The 16,685-nt window shown below is 69.0% G+C and carries 15 protein-coding genes; 6 read left to right on the top strand and 9 right to left on the bottom strand.

What is annotated here, in order from left to right:
- Positions 1-8: 8 nt before the first annotated feature.
- Positions 9-1,136, bottom strand: coding sequence for a glycosyltransferase family 4 protein (locus tag FHU31_RS05925; protein ID WP_167156687.1), 1,128 nt, complete (start codon positions 1,134-1,136; stop codon positions 9-11).
- Between the two features lie 87 nt (positions 1,137-1,223).
- Between FHU31_RS05925 and FHU31_RS05920 the strand changes: the two genes are divergently transcribed.
- Complete coding sequence (locus FHU31_RS05920; protein WP_263987997.1) at positions 1,224-1,895, top strand: DsbA family protein; 672 nt, start codon at positions 1,224-1,226, stop codon at positions 1,893-1,895.
- Here the strand turns inward: FHU31_RS05920 and FHU31_RS05915 are convergent.
- The 8 genes from FHU31_RS05915 to FHU31_RS05880 all read right to left on the bottom strand — a co-directional run bounded on the left by FHU31_RS05915 (position 1,870) and on the right by FHU31_RS05880 (position 11,021).
- Positions 1,870-2,385, bottom strand: a complete 516-nt coding sequence (locus tag FHU31_RS05915) for a DUF3592 domain-containing protein (RefSeq protein WP_167156683.1) — start codon at positions 2,383-2,385, stop codon at positions 1,870-1,872. The genes FHU31_RS05920 and FHU31_RS05915 overlap by 26 nt on opposite strands.
- Positions 2,385-4,031, bottom strand: coding sequence for a 2-succinyl-5-enolpyruvyl-6-hydroxy-3-cyclohexene-1-carboxylic-acid synthase (gene menD / locus FHU31_RS05910; RefSeq protein WP_167156681.1), 1,647 nt, complete (start codon positions 4,029-4,031; stop codon positions 2,385-2,387). The genes FHU31_RS05915 and menD overlap by 1 nt, the downstream gene beginning before the upstream one ends.
- 9 nt (positions 4,032-4,040) lie before the next feature.
- The gene (locus FHU31_RS05905; RefSeq protein ID WP_167156679.1) at positions 4,041-4,850 is read right to left on the bottom strand and encodes an alpha/beta fold hydrolase; all 810 of its coding nucleotides are present in this window, start codon (positions 4,848-4,850) and stop codon (positions 4,041-4,043) included.
- Positions 4,851-4,860: 10 nt separating this feature from the next.
- On the bottom strand, positions 4,861-5,571 hold the full coding sequence (locus FHU31_RS05900) for a DJ-1/PfpI family protein (protein ID WP_167156677.1): 711 nt from the start codon (positions 5,569-5,571) through the stop codon (positions 4,861-4,863).
- Between the two features lie 11 nt (positions 5,572-5,582).
- Positions 5,583-6,545, bottom strand: a complete 963-nt coding sequence (locus FHU31_RS05895) for a GlxA family transcriptional regulator (protein WP_208410475.1) — start codon at positions 6,543-6,545, stop codon at positions 5,583-5,585.
- 306 nt (positions 6,546-6,851) lie between these two features.
- Positions 6,852-7,811, bottom strand: a complete 960-nt coding sequence (locus FHU31_RS05890) for an o-succinylbenzoate synthase (RefSeq protein WP_263988012.1) — start codon at positions 7,809-7,811, stop codon at positions 6,852-6,854.
- Complete coding sequence (locus FHU31_RS05885; RefSeq protein ID WP_167156675.1) at positions 7,795-9,384, bottom strand: long-chain-fatty-acid--CoA ligase; 1,590 nt, start codon at positions 9,382-9,384, stop codon at positions 7,795-7,797. The genes FHU31_RS05890 and FHU31_RS05885 overlap by 17 nt, the downstream gene beginning before the upstream one ends.
- Before the next feature lie 29 nt (positions 9,385-9,413).
- On the bottom strand, positions 9,414-11,021 hold the full coding sequence (locus FHU31_RS05880) for an amidohydrolase (protein ID WP_167156673.1): 1,608 nt from the start codon (positions 11,019-11,021) through the stop codon (positions 9,414-9,416).
- 113 nt (positions 11,022-11,134) lie between these two features.
- Here FHU31_RS05880 and FHU31_RS05875 point away from each other — a divergent pair, with 113 nt between their 5' ends.
- The 5 genes from FHU31_RS05875 to FHU31_RS05855 all read left to right on the top strand — a co-directional run bounded on the left by FHU31_RS05875 (position 11,135) and on the right by FHU31_RS05855 (position 16,660).
- Positions 11,135-11,590: a YciI family protein gene (locus FHU31_RS05875; protein ID WP_167156671.1), complete on the top strand. Its 456-nt coding sequence runs from the start codon at positions 11,135-11,137 to the stop codon at positions 11,588-11,590.
- A 211-nt stretch (positions 11,591-11,801) separates the two neighbouring features.
- Positions 11,802-13,436, top strand: coding sequence for a fatty-acid--CoA ligase FadD8 (gene fadD8, locus FHU31_RS05870; RefSeq protein WP_167156669.1), 1,635 nt, complete (start codon positions 11,802-11,804; stop codon positions 13,434-13,436).
- Between the two features lie 67 nt (positions 13,437-13,503).
- Positions 13,504-14,697, top strand: a complete 1,194-nt coding sequence (locus tag FHU31_RS05865) for an RNA polymerase sigma factor (protein ID WP_208410474.1) — start codon at positions 13,504-13,506, stop codon at positions 14,695-14,697.
- Positions 14,698-14,726: 29 nt separating this feature from the next.
- Positions 14,727-15,965: a GNAT family N-acetyltransferase gene (locus FHU31_RS05860; RefSeq protein ID WP_167156665.1), complete on the top strand. Its 1,239-nt coding sequence runs from the start codon at positions 14,727-14,729 to the stop codon at positions 15,963-15,965.
- Between the two features lie 14 nt (positions 15,966-15,979).
- Complete coding sequence (locus FHU31_RS05855; RefSeq protein ID WP_167156663.1) at positions 15,980-16,660, top strand: HAD family hydrolase; 681 nt, start codon at positions 15,980-15,982, stop codon at positions 16,658-16,660.
- Positions 16,661-16,685: the final 25 nt, after the last annotated feature.

Here is a 16,685-nt window from a genome sequence, read left to right as displayed (position 1 = left end):
GCGCCGGCTCAGGCCGCCTTGCGCTGGCGCAGGCCGATGACGGCTTCGTAGTGGCCGAACAGTTCCTCGCATACGGCTGGCCAGGTCCGGGCGAGCACGCTGCGCCGGGCGGCCGCGGAATAGCGGGCCCGTTCGGCGATCAGGTGGTCGACGGCTCCGGGCAGCCGGTGCTCGAATTCGTCGACACCGAGCAGCAATCCGGTGTGCATCGGGGCGACCAGGTCTCGCGGCCCGCCGGCGTTCGGCGCGACCACCGGTACCCCGGAGGCCATCGCCTCTTGCACGGTCTGACAGAACGTTTCGTGTTCACCCGGATGCACGAACACGTCCATGCTCGCGTAGGCGGTGGCCAGTTCGGCGCCGTAGAGCGCCCCGGTGAACACCGCGCCGGGCATGAGGGCGGCCAGCTTCGGCCGGTCGACACCCTCACCGACGACGACCACCTGCAGATCGTCGCGGGCGGCCAGCACCGCCAGTCGCTCCACGTGCTTCTCCGGGGCCAGCCGGCCGACGAACCCGACGATCGGCTTACCCTGCGGGGAGAGCCGGCGGCGCAGCGCCTCGTCCCGGGCCGAGGGTACGAACCCGGTGATATCGACACCGCGGCCCCACTTGTGGATCCGCGGAATACGGTGCGCCTCAAGGTCTTCGATGGCAGCGGTGGACGGTGCCAGGGTGCGGTCGGCCTTGCTGTGCAGCCGCCGCGTCCACGCCCACGACACCCGGGACAGCATGCCGACCCCGTAGCTCTCGGCGAACCCGGCCACATCGGTCTGGAATACCGCCACCGTCGGCACACCGAGTCGGCGGGCCGCATGCAGCCCACCCCACCCGAGCAGCGCGGGAGACGCCAGGTGTACGACATCGGGGTCGAAACCGCGTAGTACGTTGACCATTCGCGGCATCGGCACCCCGAGCGGCAGTGAGGTGACCTTGGGGAACATCTTGGACGGCACCCGGTGGACCCGAACACCGTCGTACACCCGGTCAGCCGGCGGTTGGCCGCGCGGGGTATCGGGGGCGATGACGATGACCTCGTGACCGGTGCGGCGGAGATGCTCGATCACCCGAAGCACCGAGTTGGTGACGCCGTTGACGTTCGGGAGGAAGGACTCGGCAACGATTGCAACGCGCACGTCCCCACTGTCGCAGCGCTGGTTAACAACGCGGTTGCGTGCCGGCATATGGCGTGCGAACACCACGACAGCGGTACGGTTGCCCTTGTGCGTCGATGGTTGGTGGTGCTGGCCTCATTCACCCTGCTGACCGGGGTCGGGTGCGCGCGCCAGATTCCCGGCAGCCCACAGCCCGATCCGGTGAAACCGATGACCGAGGTGAGCAAAGACGGCTTCGGCATCGTCGCGGGATTCGCCGAGGCACCGGCACGTATCGAGATCTACACCGAGCCGCAGTGCACCCACTGCGCCGATCTGCAACACGATTTCGGCGATCGGATCCGCTATTACCTCGGTATCGGGGCCCTGCAGGTGACCTACCGTCCGATGACGTTCCTGGACACCGACGGCAACCACCATTCGGAGCGGGTCGCCAACGCGTTGTTCCTGGCGGGCACCGGCAAGCACACCCCGGCCACCGCGTTCCAGTCGTTCGTCGAGGAGCTGTGGGCCAACCAGGACCCCGGCGGTAAGGGACCCACCGACGACGAGATGGCCGAGATGGCCCGCACCGCCGGCGTGCCCGACGCCCAGGCCACCCAGATCGCCGACGGTGAGGCGGTGGTGGACGTCTCGGGCATGGAGGACCTGAACTTCGGGTTTCTCTACGACATCGACCCGACCGCCACCGGCACGCCGACCGTCTACGACCTCAACAAGGACCGCAAGGTCGACATCTACGACAACGACTGGCTCAAGAAGCTGGTCGAATCGGCGTGAGACGCCGGTCCACCACCTCGGCCACGATCAGCACCGCGCCGGCGATCAGCCAGGCCAGCACCGCGATGGAACCCGCCGGGATGATCGCCAGCGAGGCGTTGCGGTGCTGGACGCGCACCAGATCAGGATTGGTCTTGTCGTATTCGACGTAGATGCGCATCCCGTTCTCCAACTCCGACGGGTAGAGCACCCCGAGCTCGGGCCGGTAGGTGACGCGGTCCGGTGTCACGAATTCGATGGTGGAACGGCGCGGGCCCGCGTCGAGCACCTCGGCTGCGGCCACTCCCATATGGCGTTCGATCTGACCGTCGTTCACCCAGGCGCCCACCACCAGCAACACGGACTGGAATGTCACCAGGGCTGCGACCAGCACGACGCCGACCCGGATCCGGCGCAGCACCCGCTGTGGCCGGGTCTGCGCCCCATCACCGACGATGTGCGGAATCACGATGCGCCAGAGGGCTTTCAGCCGCTCGGCGAGTGCACCCACTACAGCGCCGCCCTGATCGACGCGTGCAGCGCCCGCAGCGACGACCGGTCGGCCTTCACCTCCAGCACCCGCATCCCGTCGTACGGCTGCTTGAGGACGTCGGTCACGTCGTCCACGTCGAGCTGCGCGCAGTCGACGTGGTAGGCGCGGCACAGGGCACCCACGTCGACATCATGCGGCGTGCCGAAGATCCGTGAGGACACGTCGGAGAAGCGCGGGTCGCCCTGCTCCAGCAGTTCGAAGATGCCGCCGCCGTTGTCATTGGACACCACGATGGTCAGGTTCTTCGGCGTGGGCTCGGTGGGCCCGATCAGCAGCCCGGAGCTGTCGTGCACGAAGGTCAGGTCACCGATCAGCGCGATGGTCTTGCGCGGCGGACCGCCGCCCGCGCGCTCATGGGCCAACGCTGCGCCGATGGCCGTGGACACGGTGCCGTCGATACCGGCGACCCCGCGATTGGAGCGTACCGAGACACCGGGGGCGGCCAGCCCCACGAGCGCGACATCGCGGACTGGGTTGGAGGCACCGAGCACCAGCTGGTCGCCGTCGCTCAGCGCGGCGGACACCGCCGCAGCCACGTGCAGGCCGGTGGTCAGCGGGTGCTGGGCCAACTGGGTGTGCACCGCGGCCAGGGTCCGTCGGTGCAGCTCGGCGCAGCGGCGCAGCCAGCTCGGATCGGCGGCACCGGTGGTGACGGCACGGGTACCGGTGGCCTGCGAGTTGCCCGAGACGTCGGGCCAGCGTGGGCCCGTGGTCAGAGCGAAGACCGGCACCGCGGGGTCGGCGAGCAGCGCGGACACCGCGCGGTGCAGGGTGGGCCGGCCCAGCATGATGACCTGCTGCGGACGCAGCAGCGGCAGCGCCAGCGGATGCAGCGCATTGGTGAGTCCGGACATCGGCGCTGTGGGTTCGGCGACGGTCGGCAGCCCGGCCAGGTTCGGGTGGATGCCCGCGCCGTGCCCGGCGATGACGACGGTGTCCGGGCTCAGGTCGATGTCCAGCGGCTGGTCGAAATCGACCGGTGGTGTGTAGGTCCACGGTTTGCCGTCCGGGCGGCCGGGCGGGGTCTCGTCGTGATCGTCACGGTCGGGCACCAGCGGCTCACGCAGCGGGATGTCGAACTGCACCGGGCCGGCGTTGGCGCTGCGTGCTCCGGTGGCGGCCACCAGCACCCGGCAGGTGGCCGACCGCCACTGGGCGTTGAGCGCGGCCAGGTCCGTGTGCGGCTCGGCCAGGCCGAGGCTGATGTTCTCGCGGACCTGGCTGCCGAAATAGCCCAGCTGCTCCATCGTCTGGTTGGCGCCGGTGCCCAGCATCTCGTAGGGCCGGTTGGCGCTCAGCACGATCAGCGGCACCCGGGCGTAGTTCGCCTCGACCACCGCGGGGCCGAGGTTGGCCACCGCGGTACCCGAGGTCATGGCGATACACACCGGCGCCTTGGCGCTGACCGCCAGCCCGATCGCCAGATACCCGGCGGTGCGTTCGTCGATACGCACGTGCAGCCGGATACGTCCCGCGCGGTCGGCATCATGCAGCGCGAAGGCCAGCGGCGCATTCCGCGAACCGGGGCACAACACCACGTCGCGCACGCCGCCGCGAATGAGCTCGTCGACGACGACACGCGCCTGTGTCGTCGAGGGGTTCACCACGTCAGCCTATGCCCGGGGCTCGATGGGCAACTGCATGCGCTCTTCGCCGAAGAACTGCAGGACGGCGTCGTTGACGGTGTCGGGCTGCTCGATGAAGCCGAGGTGCCCGGCGTCGGCGATCTCCAGGTAGCGGCCGCGCGGGATGGCGTCGGCCACCTCGCGGCCCAGGTGCGGGGGCATCACGATGTCGTCGGTGAACCCGATCACCAACACCGATGCCGTGATGCTGCGGTAGGCGGGCAGCCGGTTGGTCTGCGGGGAGATATCAAGCTGGCTGCGCAGCCCCGGGGTGTACTTGGTCGGCCACATGGTGAACATCTCCGCCCAGTCCGTCACCGCCCGGTCGTCGTTGAGGGTCTTGGGCGAGAAGCTCTCCAGCAACCGGATCTTGGCGTCGTAGGCCGGCGGCAGGGTGACACCGGCGGCGGCGAGCTCACGTTCGGCATTGCTGAAGAAGTCCCGCGCCTTGTCGTGTCTGCCCCGGGTGGCCATCAGCACGCCCTGCGTGACCAGGTCGGGCCGGGCCAGCATCAGTTCCTGCGCGATGAACGACCCCATCGACACGCCGACGACGCGGACCGGTCCACCGACCAGGTCCTCGATCAGTTTGGCGGTATCGGCGACCACCTGTTCGGTGGTGAAGCCGCTGGCGTTCTCGGTGGCGCCGATACCCCGGTTGTCGAACGTGATGACGCGGTAGCCCGCCCGCCGGAACGCGGGCGTCTGATGCAGGTGCCAGGTGCGGCCCGCGCCGCCACGGCCGGCGATGAACAGGACGGGATCGCCGCTGCCGCGGTCGTCATAAGCCAGGTTCACCCGGCCGACCCTACAAGCGGGCGCGGACCTTCTTGATCGCCTGGTCCCACAGCAGCAGCGTGCTGGCCTTGAGCGCGGCGGGTTTCAACAGCTCGCGCGACATCAGCGCCGTCGCCGAGGCCTTGGTGGCCGCCGAGGCCTTCGAGAAGTGTCCGGAGTCGAACGGCGGCTGCGGGTCGTACTCCATCGACAGCTGGATCGCCTTGGCCCGGTCCTCCCCGCCGATCTGGGCGGCCAGCCACAACCCGAGGTCGATCCCGGCCGACACGCCCGCGGCCGTCACCACCTCACCTTGATGCACCACGCGCTCGTCACCGACCGGCGTCACCCCGAACGTCTTGAGCACCGGCAGGGCCGCCCAGTGCGAGGTGGCGCGTTTGCCGTCCAGCACGCCCGAGGCGGCCAGGATGACCGAGCCCGAACACACCGATGTCGTCCAGGTGGCGGTGCGGTGGGCGCGGCGCACCCAGTCGAGCAACCGTTCGTCGCGGGCGTGCTCCATGGTGCTGAAGCCGCCGGGGATGAGGATCACCTCCGGTGACGGGGTCTCGTCGAACGAATGGGTCGCGCCGACCACCAGCACCCCGGAATCCGCGGCGACGGGCCCGGGCTCGTGCCAGACGAAGCGCACCTCCGCGTCGGGCAGCCACCGCAACGACTCGTAGGGACCGATGAAATCGAGCGCGGTGAATCCCGGGTACAGGACGATGGCGGTCTGCATGGCGATCTCCTCTAGGCGAAGGACTTGCGGTACTGATCGGGCGAAACACCCACGCGCCGGACGAAGTTGCGGCGCAGGGTTTCGGCGCTGCCGAACCCGCAACGGGTGGCGATCACGGTGACGGTGTCATCGGTCTCCTCCAGTTGCCGGCGGGCGGCGTCGGTACGGATCCGTTCGACGTAGGCACCGGGCGCCTCGCCGACTTCCTCGGTGAACAATCGGGTGAAGTGTCGCGGGCTCATCGCCGCGCGCTGAGCCAGGGCCGAAATGCTGTGCGCGCCTCCGGGTTCGGATTCGATGGCCTCCTGCACCTCGCGGATGGGCGCGCGCCGGGCCCGCGGCATCCACACCGGAGCGGCGAACTGCGTCTGCCCGCCCGGGCGACGCAGGTAGAGCACCAGCCACCGGGCGACGGTCTGCGCGATCTCGGTGCCGTGGTCCTCCTCGACGAGGTGCAGGGCCAGGTCGATCCCGGCGGTGACGCCCGCCGCGGTCCACACCTGCTCGGAGCTACGCACGAAGATCGGTTCCGGATCGACGGTGATGGAGGGGAATTCGCCGGCCAGCCGCGGCGCGAAGGCCCAGTGCGTGGTGGCGGTGCAACCGTCGAGCAGCCCGGCCTCGGCCGCCAGGATGGCGCCCGAGCAGACGGTCACGATCCGCCGTGCGCGCGGTGCGGCAGCGCGGATCCATGCGACGACCGCGGGGTTGTGGCGCGCCTCCTCGACGCCGAACCCGCCGGGGATGACCACGGTGTCGACGGCCTGCCGCGGATCCGGTGGTGCGGCGGCGACGAACTCCAGTCCGGTCATGGTGGCGATCGGCCGGCCGTCCATGGAGATCAGGCGCACGTCGTATCCGCCGAGGCGCTCCTGCGCGGCGAGGTGCATCGTGGCGCCGGTGAACACGTCGAACGGCCCGACGACATCGAGCCCCTGGACACCGCCGTAGCCGAGGATCACCACCGATCGCATCACGATCTCATCGTGGCGGGCCCCGGCCGTGGCGTCCAGGACATGGTCCCCACAGATCAGGACACGGCGCTACAGCCGCTTCAGTCTGCGGACGATCTGGGCGAATGGCAGCAGTGCCGTGACTCCCCGCACGGCGCTGCGCTGCAATGCACACCCGTTGATCTGAACGTGTCCACCCGCGGCTTGCCCGCGACGATCGTCTCGAGCAGTCCGACCTGCATGCAGTCAGTGTCTATCCGCTGGTCAGGCCCGCATAGCGTAGGCGGATACGCAATCGCCCGGCGTCACCCGACGACGATCCGCGACTCACCACAGCGCATGACATTCCCGCACCCGCTCGATCCACCACTGGCGCCGGTCCGGCCCCACGGCCAGTCCGGCCAAGCGGGCCGGGTCGGGCGTCACCGGCCCGACCGGAAGGTAGCCGTCGACCGGCGGCGCCGCGTCCACCACGTCCTCGACGAAGAGTCCCCCGGTGCCCAGCCCGCAGGCGTGCGACAGGTCGGGCAGGCAGGCCGCGGCCAGCAGGCCGCGGGACATGCCGACCGCGGAGTCCAGCGCGCTCGACACCACCAGCGGGATGCCGATCGCGGTGGCGATCTCCAGCAGCCGGCTCACCCCGCCCAGCGGGGCCACCTTGACCACCGCGATATCGGCGGCCGCCAGGGCCACCACCCGGAACGGATCGTCCGCCTTGCGGATCGACTCGTCGGCCGCCACCGGCACATCGATCAGGCGGCGCAGCTGCGCGAGCTCTTCGACCGTGGCACAGGGCTGTTCGAGATACTCCAGGGGCCCGAGACTGGCGGCCGCCTGCACCGCCTGGTCCACCGTCCACCCGCCGTTGGCATCGACCCGGACCACGGGCACCAGGGCGCGGACTGCGGCCACCCGGGCGATGTCGTCGGCAAGGGTCTGCCCCGGTTCGGCGACCTTCACCTTCGCGGTGGCGGCACCCGGAAACCGGGCCAGCACTTCGGGCACCTGCGCGGCGGGCACCGCGGGCACGGTCGCGTTGATCGGGATCCGGTCGCGCCGCGGAACGGGCGAAACGCCATACGCCGCTTCGATTCCCGACGCCAACCACAGCGCGGCCTCGGCCGGCGGGTACTCCAGGAACGCCCCGAATTCACCCCAGCCGGCGGGCCCGTCGATCAGTGCCACCTCGCGGACGGTGATCCCGCGGAACCGGACCCGCATCGGCAGCGCGACCACATGCAGCCGTTCCAGCAGATCGGGCAGGGGTACGTCAAACGGTGGCGCGATCGCGACCCTCCCAATGCGGCTTGCGTAGATCCTTCTTCATGATCTTGCCAGTAGGGTTGCGCGGCAGCGCATCGGTGAAGTCGACAGTCTTCGGGCACTTGTACGCCGCCAGGTGCTGACGCGCCCACGCGATGAGGTCGGCCTCGCTGGCGTCACCCTCCAAGGCCACGACGGCTTTGACCGCCTCGCCCCACTTCTCGTCCGGCACTCCGAACACCGCGACCTCGGCCACGGCCGGATGCTCAGCGAGTATCCGTTCCACCTCGATGGAGTACACATTCTCGCCGCCGGTGATGATCATGTCCTTGAGTCGGTCCTCGACGAACACGTAGCCGTCGGCGTCGATCCGGCCGATATCGCCGGTGCGGAACCAGCCGTCGGGGGTGATGGCCTCGGCGGTGGCCTCCGGTTTGTTCAGGTACCCCTTCATCAACTGCGTTGTGCGGAACCACAATTCACCCTGTTCGCCCTTGGGCACGTCCTGCCCCGTGTTGGGATCGACGACCCGCAGCTCGGTACCGGAGATCAGGGTGCCCGCACTGACCAGGCGCTCCTCGTTGTCCGCGCGGTGATCCTCGGGCATCAGCCGGGTCACCACCCCGCACACCTCGGTCAGCCCGTACACCTGGATGAACTCGGTGTCCGGCCAGGCCTCCAGCGCCTGACGCAGCAGCGGCAGCGGCATCGGGGAGGCGCCGTAGGCGTAGGTCTTCAGCGCGCCGAACAGCTGCACCGCCTCCGGGCCGGTGTCGAGCACCTTGGCCAGCACCGCGGGCACCAGGAAGGTCCGGTTCGCGCCGGCCAGGATGCCGCCGGCCAGCGCCGCGCCGTCGACGTCGCGGGTCATGTAGCTGGGCACGCCGTGGTGCAGCCCGTACTGCATGTAGGAGGTGCCGCCGACGTGGAACAGCGGCATGGCCACCAGGTTCTTGTCCCCCGGTTCGGCGGTCCAGCCCTCGAATGCGTTGATCGTGTGGGCGATGACATTGGCCTGCGACAGCGCGACACCTTTGGGCCGGCCGGTGGTGCCCGACGAATACATGATGATGCAGGTGTCCTCGGGGCTCACCTCGGGCGAGCGGCCGGTCGGGGTGGCGGCGGCGAGCATGGCCTCGTACTCGTCGTCGCCCTCGGGTGTGACCTCGATGATCTGCGTGACGGCCGGTAATTTGTCGCGGATCGCCTCGACGGCCGGCTTGAGATCGGCACCGACGAAGAGCAGCTTGGCGCCGGAATCGTTGACCACATAGTCCAATTCCTCGGCGGCCAGCCGGAAATTGATGATGGCGTTGGCCGCACCCAGCGACGCTGCCGCCAGCGTCACCTCCACGCACGCCGGATGGTTCTTGTCCAGGAAGGCGACGACGTCGCCGCGGCCGATACCGCGGGCCGCCAGCGCCCCGGCCGCCCGCCGGATTCGGTCATCCCACTGCGACCAGGTCCAGCTCCGGCTGAGGTAGGTCACCGCCTCCTCGTCGGGTGTGGTTGCCGCCCAGTGGGCGACACGTTCATCGAGAAATTGCGGCTCGGGCAGGGCTGAGCCGAGCGCAGCGGCAGGGGTGGCCTCGGACATGCCCACAGCCTGCCACTTCTACCCGGACATCAGGCTGGTTTGGGATAAACCTGTCGCCCCGCCAGATAGGTGGCGCGGACCGTCAGATTCGCCACCTCTTCGGGGCTCACCGCGGACGGATCCGCCGACAGCACAACAAGATCGGCGTACTTACCGACCTCGATCGACCCGACGATGTCATCGGCGAACAGCTGGTAGGCGGCGTCGATGGTCTGCGCCTTGAGCCCCTGGTCGACCGTCAGCCGCTCCTGCGGTGCCAGCACCCGCCCGCTCGGCGCGGTGCGGGTCGCGGCCACGCTGATATTGCGTAGCGGCTCCTCGGGTGTGACCGGCGGGTCGTTGTGCAGCGAGATCCGCATGCCGGTGGCCACCGCCGACCCGCACGGCATCCACTGCTCCCCGTGTTCCGGCCCGAACAGCCCGTCGACGATGACGTCACCCCAGTAGTGCAAGTGATCGACGAACAGGCTGCAGGTGACGCCGAGGGCGTGCGCGCGCTGCAGCTGGGCCGGGGTGATGGCGCCGACGTGCTCCAGCCGCAGCCGGTGGTCTGGACGTGGATTGGCTTGCAGCGCATGCTCATACACATCGAGGATGGTGTCGACGCCGTGATCGCCGTGCACGTGGCAGGACATCTGCCAGCCCTGGGGATAGAACGTGCCGACGATCTCGGTGAGTTGCTCGCGGGTGTAGTTGGCATGTCCGCACGAGCCCGGGACGACACCGATGATGCGGGTGTCCTCGGTGTCCAGGTACGGGAACGTCAGGTCGACGTTGCCGATCCACGGTGAGCCGTCCACCCAGATCTTGATGCCCACCTGACGCACCAGGTCGTCGCCGTCACCGGGGTTCGCGTCGGTGTGCAGCGCGGCCGTGGACATCTCGTAGGTGCGCAACCGCACCGTCAACCGGTCGTGCAGTGCGGTGAGCACCGGCCGCAACATCGGGTCGAACGCCATCTCCGAACATGTCGTGAGTCCGGCCCGGTTCAGCCGCTCGCATTCGGCCATCAGCATCGCCGGGTAGTCGCTGACCTTGACGGCCCCACCGAGCAGCGGGAACACCGCCGCGGATTCTTCGGCGGTGCCGTCGAGTTCACCGTCGGCGTCGCGCCCGTAGCGCGCACCCTTGGGATCCGGGGTCTCCCTCGAGAGCCCGGCGGCGCGGGCCGCCGCGGAATTGAAGAAGGCCTTGTGGCCCGAGTTGTGGATGATCACCAGCGGGGTGTCCGCGATGTCGTTCAACCAGGACAGCGTGGGTTCGGGCAGACCGCGCTGCAGCAGCGGATCCCAGCCGTTCAGGTACGCGCCGTCCGCGCCACGCTTGGCGACCTCGGCGCGGACGGCGGCGACCACCTCATCGGCCGAGCGCAGCGTGACGGGCCGGATGTCGGCCATCCGGTCCGACAGCGCGACGGCCTCCATCAACGGATGGCCGTGTGCCTCGACGAACCCGGGCAGCACGCAGCCGTCCCCGACGTCGACCACCGCGGTGCCCGGCCCGACCCACTCCTCGATGTCGGCCGGATCAGCCCCGATGGCGACGATGCGGCCGTCGCTGACCGCGAGCGATCGTGCGGTCGGTCGGGAGTCGTCGATGGTGCGGATGTTTCCGGTGAGGACCAGGTCGGCGGGCATGACGATGATTCTTCAAACTTTTTTGCGCGGCCGTGTCGATTTGGCCGGGATGTCGTTCGACGTCATCTCGAGGGCACGATAAGCGGAGCCCCGACACGACAGGAGAGAACACGATGTCGCGCTACATGCTGATCATGCGGTCCACCCCGGCGGCCGAAGAGTTCGTGGCGGAAAATATCGATTTCACCGAGATCATCGCCGCGATGGGCCGCTACAACGAGGAGCTCATCAAGGCCGGTGTCCTGCTGGCCGGTGAGGGGTTGACCCCGCCCGAGGAGGGCTTCGTGGTCGACTTCGACGCCGACCCACCGGTGGTGACCGACGGCCCGTACACCGAGGCCAAGGAACTGTTCAACGGCTTCTGGATCCTGGACGTGTCATCCAAGGAAGAGGCCAAGCAGTGGGCGCGCAAGTGCCCGCTGGGGCCGGGCGTGAAGCTGGAGGTCCGCCGGGTCAGCGAGATCGACGAGTTCCCGCAGGACAACGAGTGGGTGCAGCGCGAGATCCAGTGGAAGGCCGATATGGCCGAGAAACTGGCGGCCGACGCCCGCAAGGCTGCGGGCCGCTGACCGGCCGCTGACGCGTGAACGCGGTCCCCGACGGTGCGTCCACACCGCCGGGGACCACGCCGGCCCTCCCCCGATGGCCGCGCCGGCAAACCCCTCGTCTCTGTTGCGCACCAGTCTCCGACGGCCCGCGTGGTCGCGCATGCGTAGTTGACTACCTGCTTTTCGGGGCATCCCCTGGCTTCATTTCTGAAACACGTTCTAGTCTGTCTGTATGACCCAAGCTGTTGCTTCCTCGCGCGAGCGCTCGTCAGGCGACCTGCTGAGGCACCCCATCCATTCCGGACACCTCACCGTGGGCGCCCTCAAGCGCAACAAGAACAAGCCGGTGCTGTTCCTCGACGACACCACGCTGACCGGCGGTCAGCTCGCCGAACGGATCAGCCAGTACATTCAGGCCTTCGAGGCGCTCGGCGCCGGCACCGGCGCGGCCGTCGGGCTGCTCTCGCTGAACCGCCCCGAGGTGCTGATGATCATCGGTGCCGGGCAGACCCAGGGCTACCGCCGCACGGCACTACACCCTCTAGGCTCACTGGACGACCACGCCTACGTCTTGACCGATGCCGGGGTCAGCACGCTGGTCATCGACCCCACCCCGGCTTTCGTCGAGCGGGCTCTCGGCCTGCTGGAGAAGGTGCCCTCGTTGCGCCAGGTGCTGACGATCGGTCCCGTCCCGCAAGCGCTGGTCGGGGTCGCCACGGATCTGGCCGCCGAGGCCGCCACGTACGATCCGCAGCCCCTGGTGGCCGCCGACCTGGCCCCCGATCATGTCGGTGGGCTCACCTACACCGGCGGCACGACCGGCAAGCCCAAAGGCGTCATCGGCACCGTGCAATCGATCACCACGATGACGACGATCCAGCTCGCCGAGTGGGAGTGGCCGCAGCATCCGAAGTTCCTGATGTGCACCCCGCTGTCGCACGCGGGGGCCGCGTTCTTCGTGCCCACCATCATCAAGGGCGGCGAGCTGGTCGTGCTGACCAAGTTCGACCCGGCCGAGGTGCTGCGGGTGATCGAGGAACAGAAGATCACCGCCACCATGCTGGTGCCGTCGATGATCTACGCGCTGATGGATCACCCGGATTCGCACACCCGGGACCTGTCGTCGCTGGAAACCGTCTACTACGGCGCCTCGGCGATGAACCCGGTGCGGCTCAAGGAGGCCATCGACCGGTTCGGCCCGATCTTCGCGCAGTACTACGGCCAGTCCGAAGCACCGATGGTGATCACCTACCTCGCCAAGGACGACCATGACGAGAAGCGGCTCACCTCGTGCGGCAGGCCCACCCTGTTCGCCCGGGTAGCCCTGCTCGGCGACGACGGCAACCCGGTGCCCCAGGGCGAGGTCGGCGAGATCTGCGTGTCCGGTCCGTTGCTGTCGGGCGGGTACTGGAATCTGCCGGACGCCACCGCCGACACCTTCAAGGACGGCTGGATGCACACCGGCGACCTGGCCCGCGAGGACGAGGACGGCTTCTACTTCATCGTCGACCGCACCAAGGACATGATCGTCACCGGCGGGTTCAACGTGTTCCCCCGCGAGGTGGAGGACGTCATCGCCGAACACCCGGCGATCGCCCAGGTCTGCGTCATCGGAACGCCCGACGAGAAGTGGGGCGAGGCGGTGACGGCGGTGGTCGTGCTGCGTCCGGGCGCCCCGTCCGACGAAGCCGCAGTGTCGGCGATGACGGTGGAGATCCAGTCCGCGGTCAAGGACCGTAAGGGTTCGGTGCAGTCACCCAAGCAGGTCATCGTCGTCGATGCGGTGCCGGTGACCGCGCTGGGCAAGCCGGACAAGAAGGCGGTGCGCGCCCAGTTCTGGGCCGGTGCGGCCCGATCGGTGGGCTAGGCCCTCCCGCGCGCACAATGGCAACGTGCCGGAGGACATCCGCCAGACCGTGGACGCGGTGTGGCGTATGGAGGCCGCGAGGATCATCGCGACGCTGACCCGCTGGGTGGGTGACCTCGGCGTGGCCGAGGACCTGGCATCCGATGCCCTGGTCGACGCGCTGACGCAGTGGCCGCAATCCGGGGTGCCACGCAACGCGGGTGCCTGGTTGACGACCGTCGCCAAGCGCAAGGCCGTCGACCAATGGCGCCGCCAGGAGAACCTGGACGCCAAGTACGCGGTGCTGGCCCGCGAGCTGGACGACCACGTCGACCAGGCGTGGGATCCCGATCGCATCGACGACGACGTGTTGCGGCTCATCTTCAGCGCCGCGCATCCGGTGTTGTCCCGCGAAGCCCAGATCGCGCTGACGCTGCGCGTGGTGGGCGGGCTGACCACCGACGAGATCGCGCGGGCGTTCCTGATCCCGACAGCGACTGCGGCGGCCAGGATCACCCGCGCCAAGAAAGCCCTGGCGGGGTGCGCGTTCGAGGTGCCCGAGCGCGACGAGTTTCGAGCCCGGCTGTCCGCGGTGCTCAGTGTCCTCTATCTGATCTACAACGAGGGCTACTCGGCATCGTTCGGCAGCCGCTGGATTCGTGACGAATTATGCAGTGAGGCAATCCGACTGGCCCGCGTGCTGGCGGCACTGGTGCCCACTGAACCCGAAGTCCACGGGTTGCTGGCCCTGATGGAGTTCCAGTCCTCGCGGTTCGCCGCGCGCACCGACGCCGACGGTAACGCCATCCTGTTGGAAGACCAGGACCGCACCCGTTGGGACCGGGCTCAGATCCGGCGCGCCACCGTGGCCCTGCAGCGCGCCGAGGACGCGCGGGCCGGGCGCGGTTGGGGCCCTTACGCGTTGCAGGCCGCACTGGCCGAATGCCACGCGCTGGCGCCCACGAGTGCCGACACCGACTGGTCCCGCATCGTGACGATTTACGATGCCCTGCTGCAGATCTCGCCGTCGCCGGTGATCGAGCTGAACCGCGCCGTCGCGGTGGCGATGGCGCAGGGACCCGCCAGCGGCCTGCGGATCGCCGACGGCATCACCGGGCTGCAGGACTCCTACCTGCTGCCCAGCGTGCGCGGCGAACTGCTGGCCCGGCTGAACCGCCACGCCGAGGCGGCGGCTGCGTTTCACGCCGCGGCGGAACTGGTCGGCAATGACCGGGAGCGCGACGTGTTGCTACGCAAGGCCGCCAGATATTCACGTGACTGACCGCACCGCGGTGCGGTACGCATGAACGTGTGCCCGAACTGAGCTTGCGCGCTGTTACCGACGATGACGACTTCCAGAGCTTCATGGCCACCATGTACTCGGTGTTCCTGCAGGATCCTCAGCCCGACGAGATCGAACTGGGCCGCAAGTTCACCGAGCTGGACCGGATGTTCGGTTTCCACGACGGAACCCGCTGGGCCGCCACGGCGGGCGCGTACAGCAAGAAGGTGAGCCTGCCCGGCGGTGCGCTGGTGCCGGTCGCCGCCGTCACCGGAGTGACGGTGTCGCCCAGCCATCGGCGCAAGGGTCTGCTGACGGCGATGATGCGCCACCAGCTCGACGACATCCGGTCCCGCGGCACCGAGGCGCTGGCCATGCTGTTCGCCTCCGAGACGCTGATCTACGGCCGGTTCGGATACGGGCTGGCCAGCTCCAATGCGGTGCTCTCCGGCAGGGTCCGCGATCTCGGGTTCCGCACCGACGTCGATCTGGGTGCGGGGACGGTGACCGAGGCCGACCGCGAGACCCTGCTGGGGGCCGCCCCGGCGATCTACGACCGGGCGCTGGCGAACCTGCCCGGCCGGATGGACCGCCCCGCCCCCTGGTGGGACTACTGGCTGCACGACACTGCGGAACGACGCAAGGGTGCCGGCAGTATCCGGTTCGCCCTGCATCACGAACCCGACGGTTCCGCCAGCGCCTACGCGATCTACCGACCCAAGTCGGATTGGGCGCCGGCCGGGCCCAACGGCGAACTGCACGTCCAGGAGGTGCGTGCCACCAATCCTCGTGCCTACGCGCGTATTTGGCGCTACCTGCTCGATATCGACCTGATCAGGACCATGCAGTACGACGGTGCCGCCGTGGACGAACGCCTGCGCTATCTGGTCGCCGACCAGCGGGCGCTGCAATGCCAGGTGAACGACGCCATCTTCACCCGACTGGTCGATGTGCCGCGCGCCCTGACGCTGCGGCGGTACGCCGGCGATGTCGACGTGGTGCTGCAGGTCAGCGACGAGTTCTGCCCGTGGAATACCGGACGGTTTCGGCTGCGCGCCGGCCGCGACGGCGCCGAGTGCGAAAACACCGACGCCCCAGCCGATATCGCGATCACCGCACGCGATCTCGGCGCCATCTACCTGGGCGGGGTCAGCCTGCAGGCGCTGACCACCGCAGGCCTGGCCGGTGAACTCACCTCGGGTGCGGTGCCCGCGACAGCGACCGCGTTCGGCTGGCCGGTGGCGCCGAGCATGCCCGATCACTTCTGAGCCAAGATGGAACGGTGACTCAGCTACGCGCGGTTCTCTTCGACTACTCCGGCACGCTGTTCCGACTCGAGGAGGACGACAGCTGGTTCGCCGGCATCACGGTGGACGAGCAGGCGGTCGAGGGCCATGTGCAGGCCGAACTGATGCGCCGGGTGACCGCACCCACCGGCAACTCCGTGCCGATGGATGACGAACAGCACCACAACTGGGCGAATCGGGACCTGGAGCCGCACCTGCACCGTGAGGCCTACCTGCACGTGCTGCGCGAATCCGGCCTCACCGACCAGCACGCGAGGAGCCTCTACCCCAAGCTGGTCGACCCGGCGTCCTGGACGCCCTACCCGGACACCGCTGCGGCGCTGAACGGCCTGCGCGCCGCCGGCGTCGCGACCGCGGTGGTGTCGAATATCGCTTTCGATCTGCGGCCCGCGTTCGCGGCCGTCGGCACAGCGGCCGACGAATACGTGCTGAGCTTCGAGGTCGGCGCGATCAAACCGGATGCCGAGATCTTCCGCATCGCCCTGACACGCCTGGGTGTCGAGGCGGCCGAGACGCTGATGATCGGTGACAGCGAGGAGGCCGACGGCGGAGCCCGCGCACTGGGATGCGCTTTCGCTCTGGTCGACCCGCTGCCCACCGCGCAACGCCCGGACGGCCTGTTGCACGCACTCCGCGAGCACGGGTTCGACCTCTAGGCTGAACACATGGCGCAGCCCGGCG

It is taken from the genome of Mycolicibacterium fluoranthenivorans, assembly GCF_011758805.1.
Classification (GTDB): Bacteria; Actinomycetota; Actinomycetes; order Mycobacteriales; family Mycobacteriaceae; genus Mycobacterium; species Mycobacterium fluoranthenivorans.
This window is presented reverse-complemented; position numbering and strand designations above follow the sequence as displayed.